This window comes from Wolbachia endosymbiont of Aedes aegypti (assembly GCF_021496215.1).
Classification (GTDB): domain Bacteria; phylum Pseudomonadota; class Alphaproteobacteria; order Rickettsiales; family Anaplasmataceae; genus Wolbachia; species Wolbachia pipientis.
The window spans coordinates 744,336-769,110 of record NZ_CP090902.1; the positions used below are offsets into that span (position 1 = coordinate 744,336).

The window sequence follows — 24,775 nt, forward strand, 5'->3', positions numbered from 1 at the left end:
ATTAATTAAAGTCAATCGGCAGATATAGCTAAAGTGGCTTAGGTTTACCTACAATTTGAAAAACAACAAATTCGTCTTAATGAATTTTCTTAATTTATTATCTAAATAACTTAATATTAGTGGTAATTTTATAAAAAAATTATAATATAAATAATGTTGCTGCGAAAATTTATAACAATATTTCCCTCTAACGTTTAATGAATTTCAATAAATTGCCTTTTTAATTCTAGATAAGTATATGCTTTGTTAATATGTTTAGTTCAAAATCCAAAAGTAAGTTTATGCTTTCTATTGGAGAAGAAGGCATAATGTTACTATATTTTAAAAATAATACTTTAAATAAAAGGTATTTTGTTAAGGGCAAAAACGATAAAGCAGTTTCCGATTTAATTTCATGTCTTTCGTCAGATAAAAAAGCACCTTTATACCTGGTGCTTAATCATGCAGATCAAAATTACTCGCTACAGTTTATTACAAGGGCAAACAAGATTAGTGCCTATCTATCAGCAAAAACAAAGATGGAGCATTTTTCTCGTAACAATGACATAAGTTCAGTTTTTTTGGTTGAGAAGCCAAACAAATTCAATCAAAACTGGTGCTATCTTCTTGTTTCATCAAAAGCAAAGCATTTAGTAGAATATTGGTTGAATGTGTTTATTGAGATAGGCTCCAACTTTAAGGGAATATTAATGTTTCCTATAGAAATAAGTAATATAACAAAAAAGATTCTACATAAAGATCCTAATAATTGGAAAATTATAGTTGCTGCAACTAAAACGGGAGGCTATAGACAAGTGGTTCTTAAAGAGAATAAAATGGTATTTACGCGCTTAACATCATTTACTAATGATAATTTACCAGGAATTATCGCTGGTGGAATATATCAGGAAGTGCAAGATACTATTCGATCCTTAACTAAGTTTGGGTTTGAAAAAAATAACCCTATCGACCTTTGTATCATAGTGTCAGAAGATATCAAAGCTAGTTTATCAGTCATAAATTTTTCAGAGAACAGTGTGAACATATTAACTCCATATGAGTTAGGCAAACTATTAGGAGCAGAACTAGCTATAAGTGAAAAAGATAACTTTTGCGATACCATAATTTTGTTTCATAGCTTTAAGAATAAATTAGCAGCTATTTTTAATACAAAGGAAACTAAAGAATTTTATCTATTCAATTACCTTTATTTAAACTCTCCTCGAATTTTTCTATACTTCGCCCTGGTTTTAGTTATAACAAACACCCTTTGTTTGCTAAATTTGTATTCAAATTTCAATGTCGCTGATAATTTATCAGCAAAGCAGAACACCTTAAATAACCAATTAACAAAACTTAGCCAAAGCTATAATGTAAAAAAAATAGATGAAATTTATGATTTTATTAATATCAATAATATTTTATCAAAAATAGAATACTCTCCTCTTACACAAGTTAAGTATGTAGAAAAGTTAAAAATACCAGGTATAGAGCTTCGATCATTTGAATGGAATTATAATGAGGCAAAAAGTTATATTACCACAACTTTAAAGTTTAATTTTCAATCCGGTAAAAATATTTCTCATCAATACGAGAAACTACGAAAAAATTTAAACGATAATTTTCGTACCTATGACATTAATATTTCTAGCTTACCTGCTGCTAAAGAGCAAAATCTATCTATTGATGTTGAAATAGGAGAGGCAATGTAGATTAATGACTATCTCTCAATTAAAAAGAAAAGCTACAATTCAGTTTATATCGTATTTGTTATTATCTGTTGGATTAATAGGGTTATTAACATATGTTGTTATCTATAACGAAAAGATTTATAATAAAAACCAAATTGCGATTGATAAAATACGTTCTATTAATTTACAGATTACTGGAATTCAAAAAAAGGAAGTTGTTCTAAATAAAAACCTAGATTTATGGAAAAAAATTTCCTCTTCAAATTTACATAGTAGCAGATACATTGCAAATTTAAATTTCGAGCTTAGCAAGTTATATAAAAAGTACTATATATTAGAACCTGAAATATCAATTTCTATACCCGAAGAAGTTGAGCTCCACAACAAAAGTGAACGCACAAAAGTAATAAAAAGTGAAGTAATCCTAAATTTAAGCTCAATCAGCGATAAGCATATTTTTTTATTTCTACAGTCTATTCCAAATCTGCCAGGTTATGTTATGATCAAATCTCTTATTTTAAATAAGCAGAGAAATATTGATGCTGCAACTATGAATCAGATTTTGAATGGTAATATGATAGAGATAGTGAGAGCTAATATAGTCTTTGATTGGTATACTATATTAAGTAGATAAGGTGATGAACATAAAGCTGTTTTTTATTTTTACGCTACTCATTTCCAATGTTAATGCATATTGCAGTTGTGAAGATATCATAGAAAGCATAGAAATTTGTAAGGAGTATTCTTGCCGACAATATATTGGCAATGAAGATTTTATTGAGCATAAAATATTAGGATTAAATAGTGGAAATTTATGCGTATATATAGAAAAACAAGGTAATGATGAAATGGTTTGTCATCATTCTCAGTATGGAATGATGATAGAAAAAAGATATTTTGAAAGTATTCTTAAAGTTGGCAATCAAGAAATCGACGATTTTATTGATATAGCAAATTTGCGTGCAAAAGAGTGTTTCTTTATCAACAATCAAAAACTAAGCTATACAGATCGGGACGATATAATAAGAGAAGCAGTGGAAAGTGACTTTGACGTTTTGTCACAATATAGTAACGTAAAAAGCATTTTTTTTGATGAAGAGCCAGTTAATAGAATGGTCAATGAAATGGAAAAGTTCAATTTACGATCTTCAAGAGCTGCAAAAGAGGAGGTATCAGATAATTTCAACGGTAAGGTAGTGAGTTTAGACTCAATTTTATATCTTTCTCCCGATACATGGAAAATATGGGTAAATGGAAAACTGTTTATAAATACTAAGGATTTAAAAGTGCACTCAGTCACTGAAAATTATGTAACTTTTGTATGGACCGTAGATCAAAAAGCAATAAAAAAGCATGCGAATGATTCTCAAAATGTATATTTTGGATATGGGAGTATTATGTTTACGCTTTATCCAAAACAAAAATTTGACTTGGATGGCTTATCTATTAAATAACTTAAATATATATGCGCTTGTAGCTCAGTTGGATAGAGCGTTGCCCTCCGGAGGCAAAGGCCGTGGGTTCGAATCCCTCCAAGCACACTTTTAATTAAATTTGACAATAGTATTTTCACATAAGATAATAAAAGGATTTATTTAGAGCATAATTATGTCTGGTGGTACCATAAACAAAGTCATACTAGTTGGTAATTTAGGAAAAGATCCTGAAATTAGGACTACACAAAATGGAAAAGAAATGGCAAGTTTTTCAATAGCCACGTCTGAAAGTTGGACTGACAAACTTTCCGGTATGCGCTCTGAAAAGACAGAGTGGCATAATATCGTAATTTTTAGTGAAGGATTAGTAAAAATCGTCAAAGATTTTGCACGTAAAGGCAGTAAAGTTTATGTTGAAGGTTCTTTGAGAACTAGAAAATGGACTGACCAAAACGGTGGTGAAAGATACACAACAGAGGTGGTTCTATATAATTTTAATAGCGCTCTTACTCTCTTGGATTCACGAAATAGTGCGCCAAATTCTGATTACAAGCCAAGTGAATACAAACAAGGTGAAACAGAACAAAAAGATAAACACGAAAGTTTTGACAACGATATAAAAGATGAACTACTCGACGATGAAATACCATTTTAACAATTTAAATTGAAATCTACATTTTTATGGACTGCTTGTGTTACTCCTTTTAATTGCAATGGAGATAGTATAGATTATAGCAGTTTGCAGCGTTTACTGACAATGCAAGTTAAAGCTGAAAATGGCGTAGTGTTGCTGGGTAGCACAGGTGAGAGCCTATCGCTTACTGATTCTGAAAAGCGTACATTAGTTGAATTCGTATGTAAGCTAAAATTAAATACGGAAATTATAATTGGCGTACCAGGAGTGAATCTATATCAGACTCTTGAATGGCTTGATTTTTGCAAGGGTATGCCTATTCATGGCTATCTAATGACAACTCCCATTTATGCAAAGCCCGGAATTATGGGGCAGACTTTATGGTTTGAAAAGCTGCTTGAGAAAGCACATGTGCCGGTTATGTTTTACAATATTCCATCAAGAGCAGGAATAAATCTTCACGCTGAAACTGTACGCAACTTATCCAGCCACGAAAAATTTTGGGCTATCAAAGATTCAAGTGGCACTGTTGATACTTTAGCTCAGTATAAGAAAGTTGCACCAAATATTGAGGTCTTTTGTGGAGATGATAATATGATATCCGATATGGCCGCTTATGGTGCGGCTGGCCTGGTTTCCGTTGCTTCCAATGTTTGGCCATATGTAGCACATGAATATGTTAAGAAGTGCCTCAATGGCAGGAACCCTCAGGCAGATATCTGGCAACAGGCTTGCGAAGCCCTATTTATTGCCAGCAACCCAATACCCACTAAAGCACTTTTGCATGATATTGGGCTCATAGAACATCAAACTGTCCGCCTACCGCTCAGCACAGAAGACTTGCCTTCTGTTGAAAAATTGAGGCAAGTCAATAAAATGATTCTTGGATGGAAAGAATTGGCTACTCTCTAAATAGTCTTGCAACTTTGATTTAATATACAATCCAAGTTTCATTTGAACACTCCCAAACTTATCACTTTATGCCACTGGTCTTCATCTAAAATTTCTACACCTAATTCCACTGCCTTTTTATATTTGGATCCTGGTTTTTCTCCTGCAATTAGGTAGTCAGTTTTAGCAGAAAGATGTGAGCTGACCTTTGCTCCCAGAGTTTTGGCTCTTACTTTTGCCTCTCCTCTACTCATAGCAAGTAGCTTACCAGTAAACACTATAATTTTATTATTTAAAACAGAGTTACTAGAGTTGGAGCTCACAGGAAGAATTTGAAGACAAGCAGTAAGATCATTTAACATTTTGATGTTATGTTCCTTAGAAAAAAATGATTCCAAAGATTCAGCCCCTTTTTTTCCTATGCCATCTATACCTACTAGCTCAGTATTATCTAATGACAGTTCAATCATCGAATTATACCAGTTATTATAAGAAACATAATAATCTGCAAGCAATTCTGCTGCAACTTGGCCAATAAATCTAATACCTAAAGAAAATATAAACCTATCTAGAGTTATTACCCTTCTGCTTTGTATAGAATTTAACAAATTAGCTATAGATTTCTCGCCCCAACCAGACTGTTCTTCCAGATTAAATTCATCCAATCTTTCTTCTAAAGTAAAAATATCATGGATTTGTTTTATCAGACCAAGGTCGTAAAAAAACTCTATCTGCTTATCACCAAGGCCAACAATGTCAAATGCATCTTTCGATACAAAATGCTTTAGTTTTTCTATCATTTGAGCTTTACAGGCAAATTCCTCAGGACATCTTACTGCTGCCTCTCCCTCAACCTGACGTACTTTACTACCACATTCAGGGCATACTTCAGGAAACACAAATTCAGGTGTATTTGGAAGACGAGAATCTCTGCTTACTTCAACGATCTGGGGAATTACATCACCTGCCCTTTTGATTGTTACAATATCTCCCTCTCTTATATCTTTACGTTTTATCTCATCTTGGTTATGCAGACTTGCTCTACTAACTAGCACCCCACCAACATTGACTGGCACTAAATCTGCAACTGGAGTTAAAACCCCTGTTCTGCCCACCTGTATAAATATCTTGTTTAACTTTGTTTTTGCATAAACCGCAGAAAACTTGTATGCAAGTGCTGAGCGCGGTGCTTTGTGAGTATTCCCTAGACGATTTTGTAGTACCAAATCATTTACTTTATAGACTATTCCATCAATATCATAATCCAAGTTATAGCGACAGTTATAGACTTCATTATAGAACTTCAGCATTCCATCTAAACTACTCGTTAAGGACTGATGCTCATTTACGCAAAAACCAAGTGCCTCAAGCTTATTTAGTACCTCACTTTGACTTTTCTCTGCTCCACCAATCAAAGAATAAGCAAAATATCTAAGAGGTCTGCTTGCTGTAATGTTTGCATCCAATTGCTTTAGAGAACCAGCGGCTGCATTTCGAGGATTGGCAAATTCATCGTTTTCATTTAACTTTAAAAAGTCGCTGTTACTGATGTATATTTCACCTCTTACTTCTAGTCTTCCTTGCACACCTTGCAAAAACTTAGGAAAGCCTTTTATTGTTGCAACATTGTGAGTGACATCTTCCCCTACAAAACCATCACCTCGAGTTGCAGCTTTAACAAATCTTCCATCCTCATAAATTGCAGAAAACGACAACCCATCAATTTTTGGTTCACATAATATCTCTATTTTGTCCTCAATTAAAAACCTCTTTATTTTAGACAAAAATTTCTCTACACCTTGTTCATCATAAGCATTCTCAAGGGAAAGCATAGGTTCTTGATGTTCCACCTTAGAAAACCTCTCATCAGGTGGAGCACCAACACTATCTTGTGTTGCATAAATTTCTGGCTCTATTTCAGCTAACTTTTTCTTCAGTTCATCATATTCAGCATCACTTATTTCTGGCTTATTTTTTTGGTGATACAAAACATTATGATAATTTATTTGATCTTGCAGTTTTTCTCTCATCTTTTCTAAGTTAGTCATGATACCAATATAATGCTACATTAGCCTTTGTCGTCAAGCTGTGAATTTTCTTGAATTTATCATATGGTCTTAATCCATCAAATATCAAAGGTGCCACAATGCTATAGCCATACTTATTCTTCTCTTGCTCAATTGTATTAGCAGATCTCGCTTGCTCTAGCCATATATTTATATAAAATTAAAATAAATTAGAGTAAACAATATTGCTATTTAAATGCTAACAAGATTCGCTCCAAGCCCAACTGGCTACCTCCACGTAGGAAACGTACGAACTGCCTTGGTTTGTTGGATGTACACACGCAATCAAAACGGAAAATTTTTACTCCGTTTTGATGATACTGACCTTCAGCGTTCAGATGTCAAATATATAAATGATATCATAGAAGACCTAAAATGGATTGGCATAGATTGGGATGCAAGTTTTAAGCAATCAGAGCGCTTTGAGCGTTACAATGAGGTGTTTTTGCAGTTAATAAAAGAAGGGCATATTTATGCATGCTATGAAACAAGAGAAGAGTTAGACATTAAACGAAAATTGCAGTTAAAACAAGGATTTCCCCCGGTATATGACAGAAGCGCGTTACTTCTAACTGAGCAAGAGAAAATTCGTTATGAGCAAGAAGGACGAAGACCACATTTTAGATTTAAATTGGATAGAAATGAAGTTGTAAAATGGAATGATGAAGTTAAAGGTGAAATAAATATTGCAACCAGTAGCGTCAGCGACCCTGTGGTAAAAAGAGAAGATGGAATTTACACATACATGTTACCTTCTGTTACTGATGATGTTGACTTTAATGTAACTCATATTGTACGCGGGGAAGATCATGTAACTAATACCGCAGTGCAAATCCAAATGATTAAAGCATTAAAAGCGAAAATCCCTACATTTGCTCACCTGCCTTTGCTACATTTTGATGATAGCAAGATATCGAAACGGAAAGGCGGGCTGGATATCAAATCTATAAAAGAAGATGAAATTGAACCGATGGCACTAGTTAGTTATTTAGTGAAGCTTGGAACATCCAATCCAATTGAAGCTTGCGCCTGTATGCAATCTTTGATTGATTCATTTGACATTAAAAAATTTAGCTCAGCATCTGCACAATTCAGCTTGAGTGAAATGTATAAGCTAAATAGCAAAGTGCTGCAACAAATGCTATTTGAAATGGTGCAAGACCGTTTAAATCAAATTGGAGTGGGCTCCTCAGAGTTTTGGTATTTTATAAGGAACAATATAGAAAGGTTTTCTGAGGTGGCCAAGTGGTGGAAAATATGCAAATCTGATATAGAGCCTGTGATTCTTGATAAGGAGCTTATAAAAATTGCGTTCAATGCATTGCCCCAAGGTGATTGTAATGAAAACACGTTGTCAGAATGGGTCAAAACTATTCGACAAACAGTGGATATAAAGGCAAAAAACCTATTTACGCAGTTGCGTTCAGCTTTAACAGGAACAGAAACAGGACCAGAGCTCGCTAAACTATTAATTTTTATCGGCAAAGAAAATATCATTGCAAGGTTAAAAGAAAAGTGAAAACTAAAGAATTATAGCTAATGCAATCCCTACGTCATACCGCGATTCATTCGCGGTATCTCTTAGCCGCTAACAAGTAGCGGGATGACGGTTGTCGTTTAGCCATAAACATTAAGAAATTTACCAAGTGAAAAAAAAGGCAAAAGAAGCCCCGTGGTTATTATCCGCTTTAAAATATTGGCGTTTTTTATGTTTTAAACGCTTGACAAGCGAGATTCAGCCGCTTTTAATTGCAACTAACTTACGCTGCAAATGTTTAAGAAATTTACTAAGCAGAAAAAAAGACAAAGAATCCCCGAGTTAGCTAGTCTTTTACTATCTCTGTCGAGTATTGGCATTTTTTGACGTCTTGTAACGCTTTATAAGCGCGTTCAGCTTATTTAGATAAAAATCTAGATGTAGATGAAGTTTTGTAAAGACATACAGTATCTATATACTGCAAAAAATTGAACATAAGACGCCGATACATTAAGTAATCCTTACCTTTTAATCTGCAGATTGGCGAAAGCAAATACAATAGCTTCACTATCATGATAAGGGAGCTGGCGGAGTTTGTCAAGTAAGTTTTTGTATTTTAATTTTAGAATTTTATAGGCTTTTGTTCTCATGAAAATTATGTTCTCATGAGTAAATTAATGTTATCCTTTTTTGTTGATCTAAAGTTTTTTATGTTCATACACTTGCGTGTTCATAGTGTTTATTCGCTGCTTGAAAGCTCGGTTAAAATTGAGGAGCTGATCGGCCTTTGTTTGCGAAATAAAATGCCAGCGGTTGCAATTACTGATTCAGGTAACTTGTTTGGCTCACTTGAATTTGCAGAATATGCGGCAAGTAGGGGAATACAGCTAATAATAGGATGCAATATTATAGTTAAACATTCAGAACAAAATTTACCTATATTATTGCTTGCAAAAAATGAGCAAGGGTACACTAATTTAGTCACTTTGGTGAGTGAGTCTTTTAGAAAGCGCAAGAATAACAGCGATATTCCTTACGTTGATTTTGATGAGCTATTGAATTTAAGTACGGGTCTGATCGCTTTAACCGGTGGATCTTTGGCTCAACTATTGTTGGGGCAAGATAAAGAAACGGTTGAAAAACTGCTTTCAGCATTTAATGGTCATTTATATGTTGAATTGCAGCGTCATGGGCTGAATAAAGAGCTAGAGCTTGAAGAAGCTTTGATAGACTTTGCTTATCAGCGCAATATACCACTAGTTGCAACGAACGATGTGTTTTTTCCAAATAGGTCTGACTATGAGGCTTATGATATATTAACGTGTATATCGGAGGGGAGTTATGCCCTGGAGAATAACAGAAAGAAGTTAACTACCGAGCATTACTTCAAGTCTGTGGCAGAAATGGAGGAGCTGTTCAGCGACATTCCCGAAGCAATTCATAACACTTTAGTGATAGCTAAGCGGTGCTCTTACATGCCAAGAAGCAGGCAGCCTATTTTGCCTAAATTTCCTTGTCGAGAAAATAAAACTGAGAATGAAGAACTGAGGGAGCAGGCAGTTGCAGGATTAGAATTCCGTATTGCGAATGAGACAGACATAGACCTTAAACAATACTACGATCGGCTGAATTACGAACTGAGTGTGATAACTTCGATGAACTACGCTGGCTACTTTTTGATAGTTTCTGATTTCATTCGTTGGAGCAAAGCAAATGGCATTCCAGTTGGTCCAGGAAGAGGCTCTGGTGCTGGATCAATTGTTGCTTGGGGCTTGCAGATTACAGACCTTGATCCAATAAAGTTTGGCCTAATATTTGAAAGATTTTTGAATCCTGATCGTGTATCGATGCCTGACTTTGATATCGATTTCTGCCAAGAGAAAAGGGACCTGGTTATTGATTATGTTCAGAAAAAGTACGGTTATGTTGCTCAAATAATCACTTTTGGTAAATTGCAGGCAAGGGCAGTATTGCGTGATGTTGGTAGAGTATTGCAAATGCCTTACTCTCAAGTGGATAAAATATCTAAAATGGTTCCATTTAATCCAGTAAATCCTGTAACTTTATCACAAGCGATAGAGTTTGATCAAAACCTGCAGAAAGAGCGGGATAGTGATGAGGTAATTGCAAAGCTTCTTGATATATCGCTAAGGCTCGAAGGAATATATCGTCACGTTTCAACTCATGCTGCTGGAATTGTAATATGTGATCAAAAGTTGGAAAATTTTGTTCCTGTGTACTATGATCCAAATTCGGCTTTGCCAATCACTCAATACAGCATGAAATATGTGGAGAAAGCTGGGCTAATAAAATTTGATTTTCTTGGGCTTGGTACGCTAACGCTAATAGATCATGTATGTCGTTTAATTAATCGTGATGGAAAAAAGATTGATATTTCTTCAGTTCCTTTAAATGACCAAAAAACCTATGAGATACTCTCAAGCGGTGATTCAATTGGAGTGTTTCAGCTTGAAAGTTCGGGAATGAGAGAAGCTTTAATTAAACTAAAACCGGACTGCATTGAAGATATTATCGCTTTAATTTCCCTTTATCGTCCAGGACCTATGGATAACATTCCAACTTATGTTGCAAGAAAACACGGACTTGAAAAGCCAGATTATATTCATCCGTTACTTGAGGAAGTATTAAAAGAGACATTTGGGGTAATAATTTACCAAGAACAAGTGATGGAAATAGCCCGTATTCTTTCCGGGTATAGCTTAGCGGAAGCAGATTTGCTGAGACGTGCTATGGGTAAGAAAATCAAGGAAGAGATGGATAAACAACGTGAACTTTTCATCCAAGGGGCAACGAAGAATGGCGTTGATTACGACAGGGCAAGTTATATCTTTGACCTTGTTGCAAAATTTGCTGGTTATGGGTTCAATAAATCTCATGCTGCAGCATATGCGGTGATATCTTATCAAACGGCTTACCTTAAAGCTAATTATCCATTAGAATTTTTTACAGCACTAATGAATCTGAATATTGATGATAGAGATAAACTGAATTTATTTTATCATGCAGCAAAGTTTAGTGGCGTTACCGTTCTTTCACCTGATATAAACAATTCTCAAGCTGAATTCTCAATAGAGGATGAACGCATACGTTATGGTATTGCTGCCTTGAGGAATGTTGGTTTTTCTATAGTGGAAGGAATAGTGAACGTACGTTCAAGCGCTTGTAAGGACATATGGGAATTCATTCAAAATTCAGGTCATATAATAAATAAGAGAGCGCTAGAAAGCCTGATTAAATCCGGAGCATTCGATAGCGTGCATAAGAACAGAAAGCAGCTATATGAGTCAATGGACACGCTGATTTACTTTGCAAATAAAAACAAACAGGATAAAGAATCAAGTCAAGCTGCTTTGTTTGGTAGTCTTGATGTCCTCAAACCGAAACTTGAGAATGTGGAAGATTTTGATGAAGAGGAAAAATTAGAACATGAGTTATTTTCACTAGGATTTTATTTAACTAATCATCCGCTTGAAAAATTTAGAACTCTTCTGGAAAAGTTAAATATTGGGTTTATCGGAGAAAATAGAACAGCAAAAACTGCTGGGGTAATATTAAATGCACGTATGAGAACTTCAGAGCGTGGAAGGTTTGTTATCCTCACACTTTCTGATCCCCATAACGTTTCTGAAATAGCATTCTATAATAATGAAATAATAGAAGAAAAAAGAGATTTATTTTCACCAGGAACATTTGTGATAATTGATCTTGAAGCTTCGGAAAATACAACAAGATTAGCAGGCAAGGATATATCTGAGTTTACAAAAAGAGTCACTTCTACAATAAAAGAATTAGTTCTCACCACTGAGTGCACGGATTCGCAAAAAGCCGCTATGGAATTAAACACAATATTGAAAGATGAAGGCAGAACCAAAATAATGCTAAAACTTCTTCTCGAAAAACATAAAGTGAGCATCTTATTACCAGGTGCATACTCAATTGCTCCTCAAGTAATTTATGAAATATCTAATTTAAGCTGGATTAAAGGCGTAGAAATTAATACAAATAACTTGCTTATATAAAAAAGCTTTATATAATGAAATATTTAATCGGTATTAAAGGAAGATATAGTGAATCTTTATGAATTTACTTTTATAGCACAACAAGGATTGTTACAGCAAGAAGTAGAGGAGATGGTCCAAGAGCTAGCTGTTTCATTGAAAAATATTAAAGCAGATATTATGTTCCAGCAAATCAGGGATATTCTGAAAAAAGGAAATGACAAGCTTACAAAACAAGAGTTAGAAGTGCGTGCTGAGGACATTAAAGAAAGTCTAGTTGCTTACTCTGATTTCTTGGAAGATCTTACAAAAATTTTATGGGTTGAATTAGAAGAAGATCTTTCAAATTTGAAAGAAGTGAAGTCAAAAATCGATAAAGAGTTGAAAGATGACCTAAAAGATTTAGGAATAACGCAAGATTTTACAAAATTTCTAGGAGGCAGTACTAAAAGTGCGTTTATCCATAACGCAGTAAATGCTTTGAAGAGAAATATTTCAGAACATCTAATAAAGATTTTTCAAGATATTTTGAAAGATTTTAGAATAAACGGTCCAACTCAATCGAGCAAAGCGTTGGAAATGCTTTTGAAAAACATTGAAGCATCAGGATTAATCAAGTATGAACATTGGGGTCTTTTGGATTTTGCATATCACAAAAATAAAATGAAGAGCGGTCATTATTGTATAATGTGCATAAGTTCTACTGCAAGCATTCTGGATGAATTTATGCGTAGAATGAAACTTAATGAGAACGTTATTCGCCACTTTCCTGTGCAGGTTGATAAAATTTTTGAAGGTAAATCTCATATGATGAATAAACAAATTGAGGAGCAAAGCGCATAATGATGAAAAGACGAAATAGTTTTAATAATTCTTACGTATCTGTAAATAATAGGACTGGCTTTAGGCGTTCTAAAGTTTGCCCTCTTGCTGCGTCTAAAGATGAAGACATAGATTATAAGAATATAGATTTATTATCCAAGTTTACCTCTGACTATGGTAGGATATTACCTAGAAGATTAACAGGCGTATGTGCAAAAAAACAAAGGAAGTTACGCTTAGCGATCATAAGGGCACGTTTTTTAGCTCTTATTCCTTACTGTACTAAAAAAGTTTAGGTAATTTATGTTGATAATTTTAAAGGAAAATATAAGGACTTTAGGTAAGCTTGGTGAAGTTGTCAAAGTTAAACCAGGTTATGCACGTAATTTTCTTTTTCCACAAAGAAAAGCGGTGAAAGCTACCAAGGAAAATTTAACAAAGCTAGAGGAGCAACGTTTATTACTGGAAGAAGAGAATATAAAAAGATTAAATGTAGCAAAAGAGCTTGCGTTGTCACTACATGATAAGTTTGTGGTATTAATAAAGCAAGCTTCAGAGGATGGTAAAATTTTTGGTTCTGTAACAACACGTGAAATTGCGAAAATTTTACTACAAGAAGGACATGTGATAGATCACCGTAGTTTATCTTTTGGTGGAGTAAGCATCAAAAACTTGGGTGAATACCAAGTAAACGTAGAATTACATAGTGAAGTAGTAGTACCAATTACTATATACGTCGTGAAATCCGAAACAGATGCAAATGAGCTAAGGCAAGTAAAATTGCAAAATCAGAAGTCTGAGCAACAAGAGGCAGAGCAAGATGCGAATAAAGAAGCTACTGATGGTGATGATAGCTGATCAAAGATGATCCCTTGTTATAGTCGTAAAGAAATGTCTGCCATGGCTAAGCTGGTGTCATCCCAGTGCTTCCCTCATGTCATCCCAGTGCGTGACACTGGGATCCAGTTTATTTCGTCATGGACATTATTTTATGCTTCTAGAATCCGTTGTCCATTGAATTATTTGCAAATACTTTTATACCTGGATTCCAGTGTCACGCACTGGAATGACACCATTATTGGAGTAAATCAAAAATGATCCCACGCTATAGCCGTAAAGAAATTTCTGCCATGGCTAAGCTGGTGTCATCCCAGTGCTTCCCTCATGTCATCCCAGTGCGTGACACTGGGATCCAGTTTATTTCATCATGGACATTATTTTATGCTTCTAGAATCCGTTGTCCATTGAATTATTTGCAAATACTTTTATATCTGGATTCCAGTGTCACGCACTGGAATGACACCATTATTGGAATAAATCAAAAATGATTCCCCGCTATAGCAGAAAAGAAATGTCTTCCATTTGGGAGGAAAATAATAAATTTAATATATGGCTTAAAATAGAAAAATTAGCGTGTGAAGCTCAAGCAAAGTTAGGAGTGATTCCGAATAATATTGCTGAGAACCTCTCTGGTGCTATTGAATTTGATGTTGAATGTATCAACGAAATTGAATCCATTGTAAAACATGATGTTATAGCTTTTCTGACATATATTGCTAAAAAAGCGGGAGTTGATGTTCGTTATCTTCATTATGGAATGACAAGTTCTGATGTTTTGGATACATGCCTTGCGGTGCAACTGAAAGAGTCCTGTGATATTTTGCTCGAGAATCTAAAAAATTTACTTGCAGCATTGAAAAAAAAAGCTGAGGACTATAAAGATATTGTTTGTGTTGGACGCAGTCACGGAATGCATGCAGAACCAACAACTCTTGGAATAAAATTTGCCAGATTTTATGCTGAATTTAAACGCAATTATCAGAGATTAATTAGCGCGCAAAAAGAGATCTCAATTTGTAAAATATCAGGTGCAGTAGGCAATTTTGCAAATGTTGATCCGTTTGTTGAAGAATATGTAGCGAAAGAAATGGGACTCATACCTGAAACCATATCATCTCAAATCATTCCTCGTGATAGACATGCCATGTTCTTTTCAGTTTTGGGAGTAATTGCAAGTTCAATAGAAAATGTTGCTGTTGAAATTCGTCATTTGCAAAGAACTGAAATCGGCGAAATTTCTGAGCATTTTTCCACTGGGCAGAAGGGAAGCTCTGCTATGCCACACAAATGTAATCCTATTTTAAGTGAAAATCTGACTGGACTCTCACGTTTAATACGCAGTTATGTTTTTCCTGCGTTAGAAAATGTTGCATTGTGGCACGAACGTGATATATCACACTCGTCTGTGGAAAGATGCATTGCTCCTGATGCTTGTATAACAATGGATTTTGCTTTAGTGCGATTAACAGATTTGATAGATAAATTGGTGATCAATAAGGAAAACATTGAAAAGAACTTAAATTCTTCAAAAGGTTTAGTTTTCTCACAGCGTGTATTGCTTGAGTTAGTAAATAGTGGTTTGGCGAGGGAAGAGGCGTATAAAATTGTTCAGAGCAATGCAATGAAAGTGAAACAAAACAACAGTGATTTTCTGGCCGAATTGAAACAAGATAAACCCTTACTTAAGGTTATTAACTCGGAAAAACTTGAATCTTTGTTTGATTTGAAGTATTATACGAAACATATAGATCGTGTGTATAATAAGGTTTTTAATTAGGCTGAGTAGCTCAGTTGGTAGAGCAGGAGGATCATAATCTCTTGGTCGGGGGTTCAAGTCCCTCCTCAGCCACTCGAACTAAACTATGTTTAGCAAAGCAGTGCTATTGGTGAAACCCAGTGTCAGTTACTTGGAATGAGTTGTATATCCACTCAGGTGAGGAGACAATGGATAAGAGATTGTGAAAAGGGTTTAGCTTTTGGCCTATGATCTCTTTAAATGACAGAATTTCACTACAAAACTTAACTTTCTTCTATGCAGTTAGCTAAGTCAAGAAAGGTGAATCTATCTCTTGTTGTAAACGCAAGATCGACCACTTTACAATATTGTTCTTTATTCCAACTGAGGTGCTCTGGTAAGTGTGGAATTGATAGATCTTCAAATATTTTTTGCAGGTGTTTTGCAGGTAGTAAATTTTGCTTAATTAAACTGGAAATATTATGCCATTCTTTACAAATAATCTCTTGGATTTTTTGCTGCATAATTTGCTTCTGTTCAAAAGTTCTTACAAATTCGATATTATCAAAGTACTGAGTTATATGTTTTACATCTAAAGTGGTCGGTTTGATAATCGGGTTTTGTATTGATAATATCTTTTCCTGTAAATTAGCCATAGTAATCGTTGTGACAGCAATTTTTTCACCATGTAGTGAGGAATAATCTTTTGTTACCATTTCCATTGCGTGAGCTATCATATGCTCTCCTTGGCTTGCAGAATAGCTGCCTTTTGACATCACCATTCCAAGTCCTGAAATTAGTAGAACTTCCATAAGTAATAGGACCTCTTTTCCACTTCTTTTAGTAAGCGCCGTATATTCTCTTAGCAAAATTTGCTCCAAATCGTGAACAAGTGTAAAAGGTAATTCATTGTATTCTGTGCTAAGCAACAAATGAGATAGTAGCCTGTCAGCCTGAACTGTTGAACGACAAATGAAATCTGCAAATCCGCTTAATGTGAGGCGCAGTGGCGCATTGGCAAGTATGTCTATATCTATATATATTGCTCTTGGAAGATGTGCTTTGAACGATTTTTTATATCCATTTACTAATATTGAAGCATTTGCGGATGTATATCCATTCATAGAAGCGGCTGTTGGAAAGGATATATAATCTTTTTTCTCGAGGTAGCTTGCATATTTGCAGATATCGTTAACGGTGCCGCTACCAAATGCAACTATTAAGTCACTGTCTTTTACTTTGTTTCTCACTAGATTTACGGTTTCAAGAGAGGCAGCTCTGCTTGGTGTCATTTCTCTACTTGATGTCATCCCAGCGCGTGACACTGGAATGGCAGGTGGGGTTGGAATAATTAAATGAGAAATTTTATTAAATACGTTTTTGTTTAAAAGTTTTGCTGTATTTTCATCTGCAACTAGAAAGATGTCATTTCCGTGTTGTGTGCATATTTCATAGATATCATCAGCAAGGTGGTAATCTGTTATTACTTCCCTTAGAAAAGTTTGTTCGGTTTGATGTAATATTTGTTTTAAATAGTGCATAGAGTGTTTACAATATAGCAGTATAAGTATTTTAAGATTGACATGAAAATTGACCCTGTAGAGCTAACTAGGAAATTGATCTCTTTTGAGAGTATAACACCAGAAGACAGCGGGGCAATAGAGTATATAGCAACAATCTTCAAGAAGAGCGGCTTTGATTGTGAGATTTTAGAATTTGGTGATAAAGTTAAAAATCTTTATGCGAAATATATAAATGGAGTGCCAAATTTGTGCTTTGCTGGGCACGTTGATGTTGTACCACCGGGTCAGTTAAAAGATTGGGCATTTGGTCCATTTAAACCAGAAGTGAGGGATGGAATGCTATATGGAAGAGGGGCCGCTGATATGAAAAGCGGAGTAGCTGCATTTATTGCTGCTATGGTAAATTTGATTGCAGAGAAGTTTCAATTTAATGGTTCAATAAGTGCATTGATTACCAGTGCTGAAGAAAGCATGGAAGAATATGGAACAAAGGCAGTTTTGGAATGGATGAAAAATAAGCAGAAAAAGATAGATTTTTGTGTGGTTGGCGAACCAACCAGTAGTGAGAAATTAGGTGATACCATAAAAATAGGCAGAAGAGGTTCTGTAACATTTGAATTAATTTGCCATGGAAAACAAGGGCACGTTGCCTACCCAGACCTAGCAGACAATCCAATATATAAGGTAATATCGATATTGAGTAAGGTAAAAAATACTACTTTTGATCATGGTAATAAATATTTTCAGCCTTCACATTGCGAAGTTACTACTATCGATGTTGGAAATAATACTAGCAATCTAATACCTGGCTCAGCAACTACACGTTTTAACATTCGATATAACAATGAACAAACACCGGGTGGCTTATATAAGCTGATTGATGAAATATGCTCCAGTGTAACTAACGATTATAAACTTTCTATGCATAGCAGCAGGGACGTTTTCCTCTCTACTCCCGATAGAAATACTGATATTATGCTTGATGCAATAAGTAAGGTTACCAACATTGATGCTATACTTAGCACAAGTGGTGGCACATCTGACGCTGCGTTTATCAAAGATGTTTGTCCAGTGATTGAATTTGGTATAATCAACAAAACTGCACATCAGATAAACGAATGCGTATCAGTAAACGATATACACAAGTTAACAGCTATATATAAGGAATTTATAGAAAATTATTTCAATCCCACTAATAAAATATTGAATCAGGTCAACGTAGTTAGTAATATATCTAGTGGTCCATTGTTAGCTTAGATGTAATCAGATCTCTTGCATAACTGTTGTCTGAATAACAACTGGTGTCATTCCAGCAAAATGTGTCAAGTAAGTTTTTTCGTTTCTATAGCTACTTGGATGACAAAAGAAGAAATACTAGACTTTATACCTTTTGCACTCAAATTCACATAAATCATGAATTATGCACGTTTCACACGAAGGTTTCTGTGCTTTGCAAACATATCTACCATGCAAAACTAGCCAATGATGAGCATAAAGCAGGTATTTTTTGGGAACCACATTTAAAAGAGATTGCTCTGTTTTAAACACATCTTTTTCTTTCACAAGCCCAATTCTATTGCTCACTCTAAAAACGTGAGTATCAACTGCCAATGTTGGAATGCCAAGCCCCGAATTTAAGAACACATTAGCGCTCTTTCTTCCCACTCCCGGCAAAGACACCAAATCATCGAAATCAGTAGGCACTTTGCTATTGTACCTCTCAATCAATATTTTGCTGAGCCCGATTATATTTTTTGCTTTGGAATTATATAAACCGATACTATTTACACGTTTTTTTAGCTCGTTTTGCCCAAGATTCAGCATTTTTTCTGGCGTATCAGCGATATTAAAAAGTTCTCTTGTAATTTTGTTAACGCTTACATCGGTCGTCCGTGCTGATAAAACTATTGCGACCAGAAGCGTATAATGATTGATATAATTTAGCTCTATTTTTGGTGCAGAATTTGATTCTTGAAACTTTTCAAATATCAATTCTACTTTTTTTGAGTCCATGCATAGAGCTAAAAGCCTATACTACACTGGTTACTGTGCAAATTCAATTCCTTGAGGCTTAGATAGTCCTTCAGTATTAACATCAGACACATTAGTGTTCACTTCATCAAAATTTCTCTCAGCAAATTCGCTTACCACTTCCGCAAAACACTTTTTAATAAGAGGCATAACAATTGGCATTAACAGTTTTCGTGGATCATACCATCCTAACAGGTCAGTTTCCTTTTGTACCCTATCTCTTGGATCCTCTTCTAGTAAATCTTTTGTGTGCTTTTCAGCATATATTTCACAGCCTTTTGAGAAAACAGGAGCTAACATTTCAATTAATACTGCCAATAACAATAGTGAACCAAGTATGGTTCCACCAACAGTTAATCTATTAGCAATGAAATTTGTTGTAAGTAGATAAACAGAAAAAGCAGCTAAAGGATAGTTGATAAGAAGCTTATTGCCTAGCGTGATATAGTTTATTTTACTCATGAATTCATCAGTGGAAATTTCTGAATTTTTATACTTTTTCATATAATAATTTACTAATAAATGAGAGGCATTACCAGCAATGATATTAAATCCTATGATCCACCATGAAAAATAGCAACCTATAGTAACTGTAGTTAATAGAGCTAAAGGCAGAAGACTTATTTTTGGGACAAGCAGTAGAGCATTTTTACGCTCTATAAATTTCAACGCTAATGCTTTCTTATCTTCTTTAACTAGGCTTCTCTTTTCTTCTAGAGGAGTAATATAATTGAATAATTGTATGCTTGGCTTTGTTATATATTGATATAGCTCTTTCATTAATTTTGTACTTTCTACACTCTTCTTAAAATTATCTAAATTTGGATTTTGCAAAATCCTATTTATTTGAGCTTGGAGTTTCATGCATTTTTCTAGATCTTTTTTAAACGAATAGTCATTTCTTTTTAGTATAGAAATCAATCCATCAAAATCTTTACCTACAGCATCTTCCTCTAAACTTATTTTTAGCTTATTAAACAAACTTCTCCTATAGTGAAACTCTCTTGCCGTTAAACGCCCATCACTTTCAGCACCAACACTGACTTTAACACAAGGATTTCCTGACTCTAAAGGTTCAATGTACTTTTTTAGCTCTTGATAAGCTTTATAAATCTGATCAAATCTATTTTTGTCTCCACCTTTGTCAGGATGGTTTACAAGTATCAATTTATTATATTATTTTTTCAGAAACTTGCTAAGAGCTTGATAATCCTTACCTACAATTTGTTCAGCTTTTATCTCTAGTACGTTAAACAGATCATTATTATCATAAAACTCCTGACCAGTTAACTTAAAATGTTGACTCATTACTACACCTCACATAAATACACGATACTATTAGTATAATATATTTAATGTTCACACAAGCATAAAAATATCAAGCAACCACTAAGAGAAGAAACCCTCTTTCCCATCATACAAATACAACTTATCCATTCTCACCACATCAAAATTATGTTCCTCAAATTTGATTAGCAAGTTATTCACATCACTATTTGTAATTTCATTATTTGCAATGAACCTGCAGGTTATTTGGTCACTTGAAGACTTTGAACTTCCTGGCCAAATCGCAAGGCCTTTTGAATATATTGCTATAATCTGCGGATTACTTGTTTCAAACAACTTCACTATTTGGTCAAAGTCAGCCGGCTTACTCCAGGCAAGCGTTATATCGCTACCCACTAGTTTTTTAATCTTATAATCCTGTTCATAATTATCCTGTATTTTATCCACTTTACTATTTGGATCACTGCCAATTATAAGCTCAGATAATGTTTTCGGTTTTTTTCCTAGATTGTCTATAACAGCTTCTGCAAATTCTTTTGTACCAACTTTCTGTTTACTTCTTTTCTCCTTATATAAATCGGCAGTGTGTATTCCATCCTCCAAAGTCTTGAGCCATGCATCGTAGATTAGTTTTGCAGTACCCACTTGACCTATGTAAATTAGCATATGCACTGCAGCATTTAAAAGACCAGAAGGATTGGCTATGTTTTTTCCTGCAATATCAGGGGCAGAACCGTGCACTGCTTCAAACATTGCGTATTCATTCCCGATGTTGCTACTTCCGGCAAGCCCCACAGATCCAGAGGTTTGTGCGACTATATCTGATAATATGTCGCCATATAAGTTCTCGGTTACTATAACATCAAAATTCTCCGGTTCTGTTGCAACACGCGCCATTCCAATATCAACTATATAATGTTCTGCCTTTATATCTGGGTATTCCTTTGCAATGCGATCAAACGCGGCATGGAAAGTTCCGTCAGTCATTTTCATGATGTTATCTTTAGTCAGGCAAGTTACTTTTTTTCTGTTGTGTTTTTTTGCATATTCAAAAGCGTACCTGCATATCTTCTCTGAGCCAGATCTAGTAATAATTTTAGTGCATTGGTAAGAGTCACCAGTGAGCCTATGCTCTATTCCGGTGTAAACGTCCTCTTCATTTTCACGTATCACTACGATATCAAACTTATCGAATTTATTTTCTATAACATGATGATATGAAATGCATGGTCTGATATTTGCATACAACCCTAGATTTTTTCTGAGTGCAACGTTTAAGCTTTTGTTCCCTTTACCTTGAGGAGTTGTTGTCGGAGATTTTAATAATATTTTTGTCCTTTCAATTGATTCCCAACCACTTGGAGAAATTCCGTGAGACCATTCTTTACTGTAAACACGCTCCCCTATTTCAATAATATCTATTGAGATTTCCGCTTCTGCTTCGCGCAATATCGACAGCACCGCTTCCATGATTTCTGGTCCGATACCGTCGCCATATGCAACTGTGATTAGTGTTGACATAACTTCCCTAGTTATAAATGATTTAATATTAATTTAAATAATAGAGTGGCACAAGTAGCTAATATTACCCAAGTTAGTATATTTACGGTTATTTAATAACGTATTTTTATATCATATGATGATATTATGAAATATAGGTGGGGTTATGAATACTGAAATAAATGTTAAAGTAAATTATGTAGGATTTACAAGGCGTATTGTAGCAGAAATACTTGACCTCATCATATTTTCCCCTCATTTTATCTTCGGTTTTATCTATGGTGTATTCATCGTATCATTACAAGATCAAGACTCTTTTCAGGAACTTGCACAACTAGCAACAGAAATACCATTTATAGTTTCTACAGTGGTCGCAACATTAGTACTAACAATATCCAAAATATTAATGGTAACAAAACTTGGTGGTAACCCAGGAAAACTATTGTGTGGTATGCATATTAAAGATGCTAATACATTTACAAATGTTACCCTTATGCAAGCAACAATAAGATGTATTTCTAAGGGAAGCATCTGGATTATTTTTCGCTTTTTGCTTCATCTGCATTATCATGGTTATACTTTTCTATATCTTTTAATTGTGCTAATTTTATTTTTGTTTGCAGTATTTGATCAACGCAAACAGACTTTTTACGATAAAATTGCAAAAACAGTAGTGATAGACTATAAATCTAGTTGATATTTTTCTTTATAGGTAGTACATGGATAAAAAAGTAAACTACTCAACGATGACAAGACGTACTCTAGCATTTATAGTTGATTGTATTTTATTTATCGCAATACCATTTGGTTTAATGGCGGTGGATTTCTCACTTACACACGCAATACAAGGGATCATGGGTGCAATAATTGTAATCACCACGATTGTATTTTCTTTATTTTTAATGATACCATGTATATTTCATATATTCATGCTAGTAAAATTTGGCGGCACTCCAGGACACTTGTTATTTAGCATGCGTGTAAAAGACAAAGATACATTTGAGTCAATCACTACAATGCAAGCAATGAAAAGGACTATAGCTCTTTTTATAATTTATTGCATATCACTTTGTAATCCCATTTTATTCTTAGCTATACTAATCTTAGTTTTAGTATGTGCAGTAGGTGATGAACATAAACAAGCTTTTCACGACAAAATTGCAAACACGGTAGTGATAGATTATAAACCTAGTTGATATTTTCCTTTAGCTGTCTGCCACCAAGGGTGTCATTCCAGTGTCACGCGCTAACTTAAGGTAAATTGCCAACTTAACTATAAATATATTTTGGTAAATCCAAATTATTTTAGCTATAAGAGCGTTTTACTTTTTGCTCAGCATATCCATCATAACTGGCTTACTTTTAGTGATTCATGGAGTTAAAAAAGTCAGCATTGCTCTTTGTTAAAAGTAGTTTGTCACGTAAAAATTCCATTGCTTCAACGGGTCCCATAGGATTGAGTATCCTACGCACCACCCATATTTTATTTAGTATAGCCTTATCAACTAATAGCTCTTCCTTCCTTGTTCCGGATTTTGTAATATCAATAGCTGGAAATATACGTTTATCAGAAAGTTTTCTATCAAGTATGATCTCAGCATTTCCTGTACCTTTAAACTCTTCAAAAATAACTTCATCCATTTTTGAACCAGTCTCTATAAGAGCTGTGGCGATTATAGTTAAAGAACCCCCATTCTCAATATTACGAGCTGCTCCAAAAAAGCGTTTTGGTCTCTGCAGTGCGTTTGAATCTACACCACCAGTTAGAACTTTCCCAGACGAAGGAATAACCGCATTATAAGCACGTGCAAGTCTAGTAATATTGTCAAGTAGAATTACCACATCTTTTTTATGCTCAACCATTCTTTTAGCTTTTTCTATTACTATTTCAGCAAGCTGTATGTGACGGTAAGCAGGCTCATCGAATGTAGAACTTACTACCTCACCTTTTACAGAACGTATCATATCTGTTACTTCTTCAGGTCTTTCATCTATAAGTAACACTATTAATTCTACTTCAGGGTGATTTATAGCTATAGAGTTAGCCATTTGCTGAAGCAATACAGTTTTTCCTGTGCGAGGTGGAGCAACTACTAACGCTCTTTGCCCTTTTCCAAGAGGAGCTACTATATCTATAGCACGCATGCTTAAGCCTTTTTTATCATCACCATTATTACACTCAAGTACTATGCTTTCCTCAGGATAAAGAGGAAGCAAATTATCAAAATGGACGTACTTTCTTAATTCACTTACTTCAGTAGAGTTTATACTTTGAACCTTAGTTAAAGTAAAATATCTCTCTTTATCACCAGGTGGCCTTATTTCTCCATATGCCATATCTCCTGTACGTAAATTAAACTTCTTTATTTGCCCGTTAGAAATATAAACATCATCGGTACTTGGGGCATAATTTGCACTTGCTGAACGTAAGAAACCAAAACCATCAGGCAATATTTCCACTATTCCACTCCCTGTGGTTATGCCTCCTTCTTCACTCATTTTTTTCATTAAGCTGAATATTATTTCCTGCTTTAGCATTCTACCATTGCTTTTACCGTTAGTTGAAATTTTTCTTTCTTCAGCTAACTCTAACAATTCTTCTGCTGTTTTCTCTTTTAATTCGCTCAGATCTAATGTTTTTCTGTTTTTCTCAGTACCTTCATTGACCATCTGTTTTACTGTATCGTTATTGTAAATTTGCTCACTTTTTTCAGGTTGAGCTGTAACCTTTCCTTTTGCCAAAACATCTTCATTGATTGTTGTCATAATCCTCCAAAAATTTTAATTGATGCTTACTAACCTAAAATGTGACTATAAGATAATAAATTAGGCTGAGTTAGTTTC

Annotated in this window: 21 protein-coding genes, 2 tRNA genes and 1 pseudogene; 18 read left to right on the plus strand and 6 right to left on the minus strand. The window is 34.7% G+C overall.

All coding sequences use genetic code 11. The features are described 5' to 3' along the window. Positions 1-251: 251 nt before the first annotated feature. From L0Z58_RS03815 to dapA, 6 genes are all read left to right on the plus strand, one after another. On the plus strand, positions 252-1,691 hold the full coding sequence (locus tag L0Z58_RS03815; RefSeq protein WP_015589193.1) for a hypothetical protein: 1,440 nt from the start codon (positions 252-254) through the stop codon (positions 1,689-1,691). 4 nt (positions 1,692-1,695) lie between these two features. Further along, positions 1,696-2,304, plus strand: a complete 609-nt coding sequence (locus L0Z58_RS03820) for a hypothetical protein (RefSeq protein WP_010082450.1) — start codon at positions 1,696-1,698, stop codon at positions 2,302-2,304. A 4-nt stretch (positions 2,305-2,308) separates the two neighbouring features. Continuing rightward, complete coding sequence (locus L0Z58_RS03825) at positions 2,309-3,124, plus strand: hypothetical protein (protein WP_010082449.1); 816 nt, start codon at positions 2,309-2,311, stop codon at positions 3,122-3,124. A 13-nt stretch (positions 3,125-3,137) separates the two neighbouring features. Then, positions 3,138-3,211: transfer RNA gene (locus tag L0Z58_RS03830), tRNA-Arg, on the plus strand. Positions 3,212-3,278: 67 nt separating this feature from the next. Further along, complete coding sequence (gene ssb, locus L0Z58_RS03835) at positions 3,279-3,761, plus strand: single-stranded DNA-binding protein (RefSeq protein WP_010082448.1); 483 nt, start codon at positions 3,279-3,281, stop codon at positions 3,759-3,761. 9 nt (positions 3,762-3,770) lie between these two features. Continuing rightward, positions 3,771-4,652, plus strand: coding sequence for a 4-hydroxy-tetrahydrodipicolinate synthase (gene dapA, locus L0Z58_RS03840; protein WP_010962826.1), 882 nt, complete (start codon positions 3,771-3,773; stop codon positions 4,650-4,652). Between the two features lie 38 nt (positions 4,653-4,690). On the opposite strand, the gene ligA is transcribed toward dapA, so the two are convergent. Further along, positions 4,691-6,679, minus strand: coding sequence for an NAD-dependent DNA ligase LigA (gene ligA, locus L0Z58_RS03845; RefSeq protein WP_010962827.1), 1,989 nt, complete (start codon positions 6,677-6,679; stop codon positions 4,691-4,693). 214 nt (positions 6,680-6,893) lie between these two features. Here ligA and gltX point away from each other — a divergent pair, with 214 nt between their 5' ends. The 9 genes from gltX (at position 6,894) to L0Z58_RS03890 (ending at position 15,704) form a co-directional block, all read left to right on the plus strand. Continuing rightward, on the plus strand, positions 6,894-8,216 hold the full coding sequence (gene gltX, locus L0Z58_RS03850) for a glutamate--tRNA ligase (RefSeq protein WP_010962828.1): 1,323 nt from the start codon (positions 6,894-6,896) through the stop codon (positions 8,214-8,216). Positions 8,217-8,884: 668 nt separating this feature from the next. Then, on the plus strand, positions 8,885-12,214 hold the full coding sequence (gene dnaE, locus L0Z58_RS03855) for a DNA polymerase III subunit alpha (RefSeq protein ID WP_010962830.1): 3,330 nt from the start codon (positions 8,885-8,887) through the stop codon (positions 12,212-12,214). A gap of 48 nt (positions 12,215-12,262) precedes the next feature. Beyond that, positions 12,263-13,036: a 30S ribosomal protein S6 gene (locus L0Z58_RS03860; RefSeq protein WP_010082465.1), complete on the plus strand. Its 774-nt coding sequence runs from the start codon at positions 12,263-12,265 to the stop codon at positions 13,034-13,036. Continuing rightward, a complete protein-coding gene (rpsR, locus tag L0Z58_RS03865) occupies positions 13,036-13,311 on the plus strand; it encodes a 30S ribosomal protein S18 (protein WP_007548890.1) in 276 nt (91 codons plus the stop codon). Before L0Z58_RS03860 ends, rpsR begins: the two co-directional genes overlap by 1 nt. A gap of 7 nt (positions 13,312-13,318) precedes the next feature. Further along, positions 13,319-13,873: a 50S ribosomal protein L9 gene (gene rplI / locus L0Z58_RS03870; protein WP_006279792.1), complete on the plus strand. Its 555-nt coding sequence runs from the start codon at positions 13,319-13,321 to the stop codon at positions 13,871-13,873. Positions 13,874-13,879: 6 nt separating this feature from the next. After that, complete coding sequence (locus L0Z58_RS03875) at positions 13,880-14,113, plus strand: hypothetical protein (protein WP_010962831.1); 234 nt, start codon at positions 13,880-13,882, stop codon at positions 14,111-14,113. Then, the gene (locus L0Z58_RS03880) at positions 14,110-14,343 is read left to right on the plus strand and encodes a hypothetical protein (protein ID WP_010962832.1); all 234 of its coding nucleotides are present in this window, start codon (positions 14,110-14,112) and stop codon (positions 14,341-14,343) included. The genes L0Z58_RS03875 and L0Z58_RS03880 overlap by 4 nt, the downstream gene beginning before the upstream one ends. Further along, on the plus strand, positions 14,340-15,632 hold the full coding sequence (gene purB / locus L0Z58_RS03885; RefSeq protein ID WP_010962833.1) for an adenylosuccinate lyase: 1,293 nt from the start codon (positions 14,340-14,342) through the stop codon (positions 15,630-15,632). Before L0Z58_RS03880 ends, purB begins: the two co-directional genes overlap by 4 nt. Then, positions 15,632-15,704: transfer RNA gene (locus tag L0Z58_RS03890), tRNA-Met, on the plus strand. The genes purB and L0Z58_RS03890 overlap by 1 nt, the downstream gene beginning before the upstream one ends. 170 nt (positions 15,705-15,874) lie before the next feature. Here L0Z58_RS03890 and L0Z58_RS03895 read toward each other — a convergent pair. Then, on the minus strand, positions 15,875-17,131 hold the full coding sequence (locus tag L0Z58_RS03895; RefSeq protein ID WP_010962834.1) for an iron-containing alcohol dehydrogenase: 1,257 nt from the start codon (positions 17,129-17,131) through the stop codon (positions 15,875-15,877). Positions 17,132-17,173: 42 nt separating this feature from the next. On the opposite strand from L0Z58_RS03895, the gene dapE reads away from it, so the two are divergent. Beyond that, positions 17,174-18,370, plus strand: coding sequence for a succinyl-diaminopimelate desuccinylase (dapE, locus tag L0Z58_RS03900; RefSeq protein ID WP_010082500.1), 1,197 nt, complete (start codon positions 17,174-17,176; stop codon positions 18,368-18,370). 117 nt (positions 18,371-18,487) lie between these two features. On the opposite strand, the gene nth is transcribed toward dapE, so the two are convergent. From nth to icd, 3 genes and pseudogenes are all read right to left on the minus strand, one after another. Then, on the minus strand, positions 18,488-19,126 hold the full coding sequence (gene nth / locus L0Z58_RS03905) for an endonuclease III (protein WP_010082499.1): 639 nt from the start codon (positions 19,124-19,126) through the stop codon (positions 18,488-18,490). A gap of 30 nt (positions 19,127-19,156) precedes the next feature. Continuing rightward, positions 19,157-20,452: pseudogene (locus L0Z58_RS03910) on the minus strand (molecular chaperone DnaJ). Positions 20,453-20,533: 81 nt separating this feature from the next. Beyond that, entirely contained in the window at positions 20,534-21,952 is a 1,419-nt protein-coding gene (gene icd, locus L0Z58_RS03915; protein WP_010962836.1) for an isocitrate dehydrogenase, read from the minus strand. A 145-nt stretch (positions 21,953-22,097) separates the two neighbouring features. Between icd and L0Z58_RS03920 the strand changes: the two genes are divergently transcribed. After that, the gene (locus L0Z58_RS03920; protein ID WP_010962837.1) at positions 22,098-22,628 is read left to right on the plus strand and encodes an RDD family protein; all 531 of its coding nucleotides are present in this window, start codon (positions 22,098-22,100) and stop codon (positions 22,626-22,628) included. Positions 22,629-22,650: 22 nt separating this feature from the next. Further along, complete coding sequence (locus L0Z58_RS03925; RefSeq protein ID WP_010082496.1) at positions 22,651-23,127, plus strand: RDD family protein; 477 nt, start codon at positions 22,651-22,653, stop codon at positions 23,125-23,127. A gap of 166 nt (positions 23,128-23,293) precedes the next feature. Here the strand turns inward: L0Z58_RS03925 and rho are convergent, their stop codons facing one another. Then, positions 23,294-24,697 carry a transcription termination factor Rho gene (rho, locus tag L0Z58_RS03930; protein WP_022626347.1) on the minus strand — a complete coding sequence of 468 codons (1,404 nt, stop codon included), beginning with the start codon at positions 24,695-24,697 and terminating at the stop codon, positions 23,294-23,296. Between the last annotated feature and the right edge of the window lie 78 nt (positions 24,698-24,775).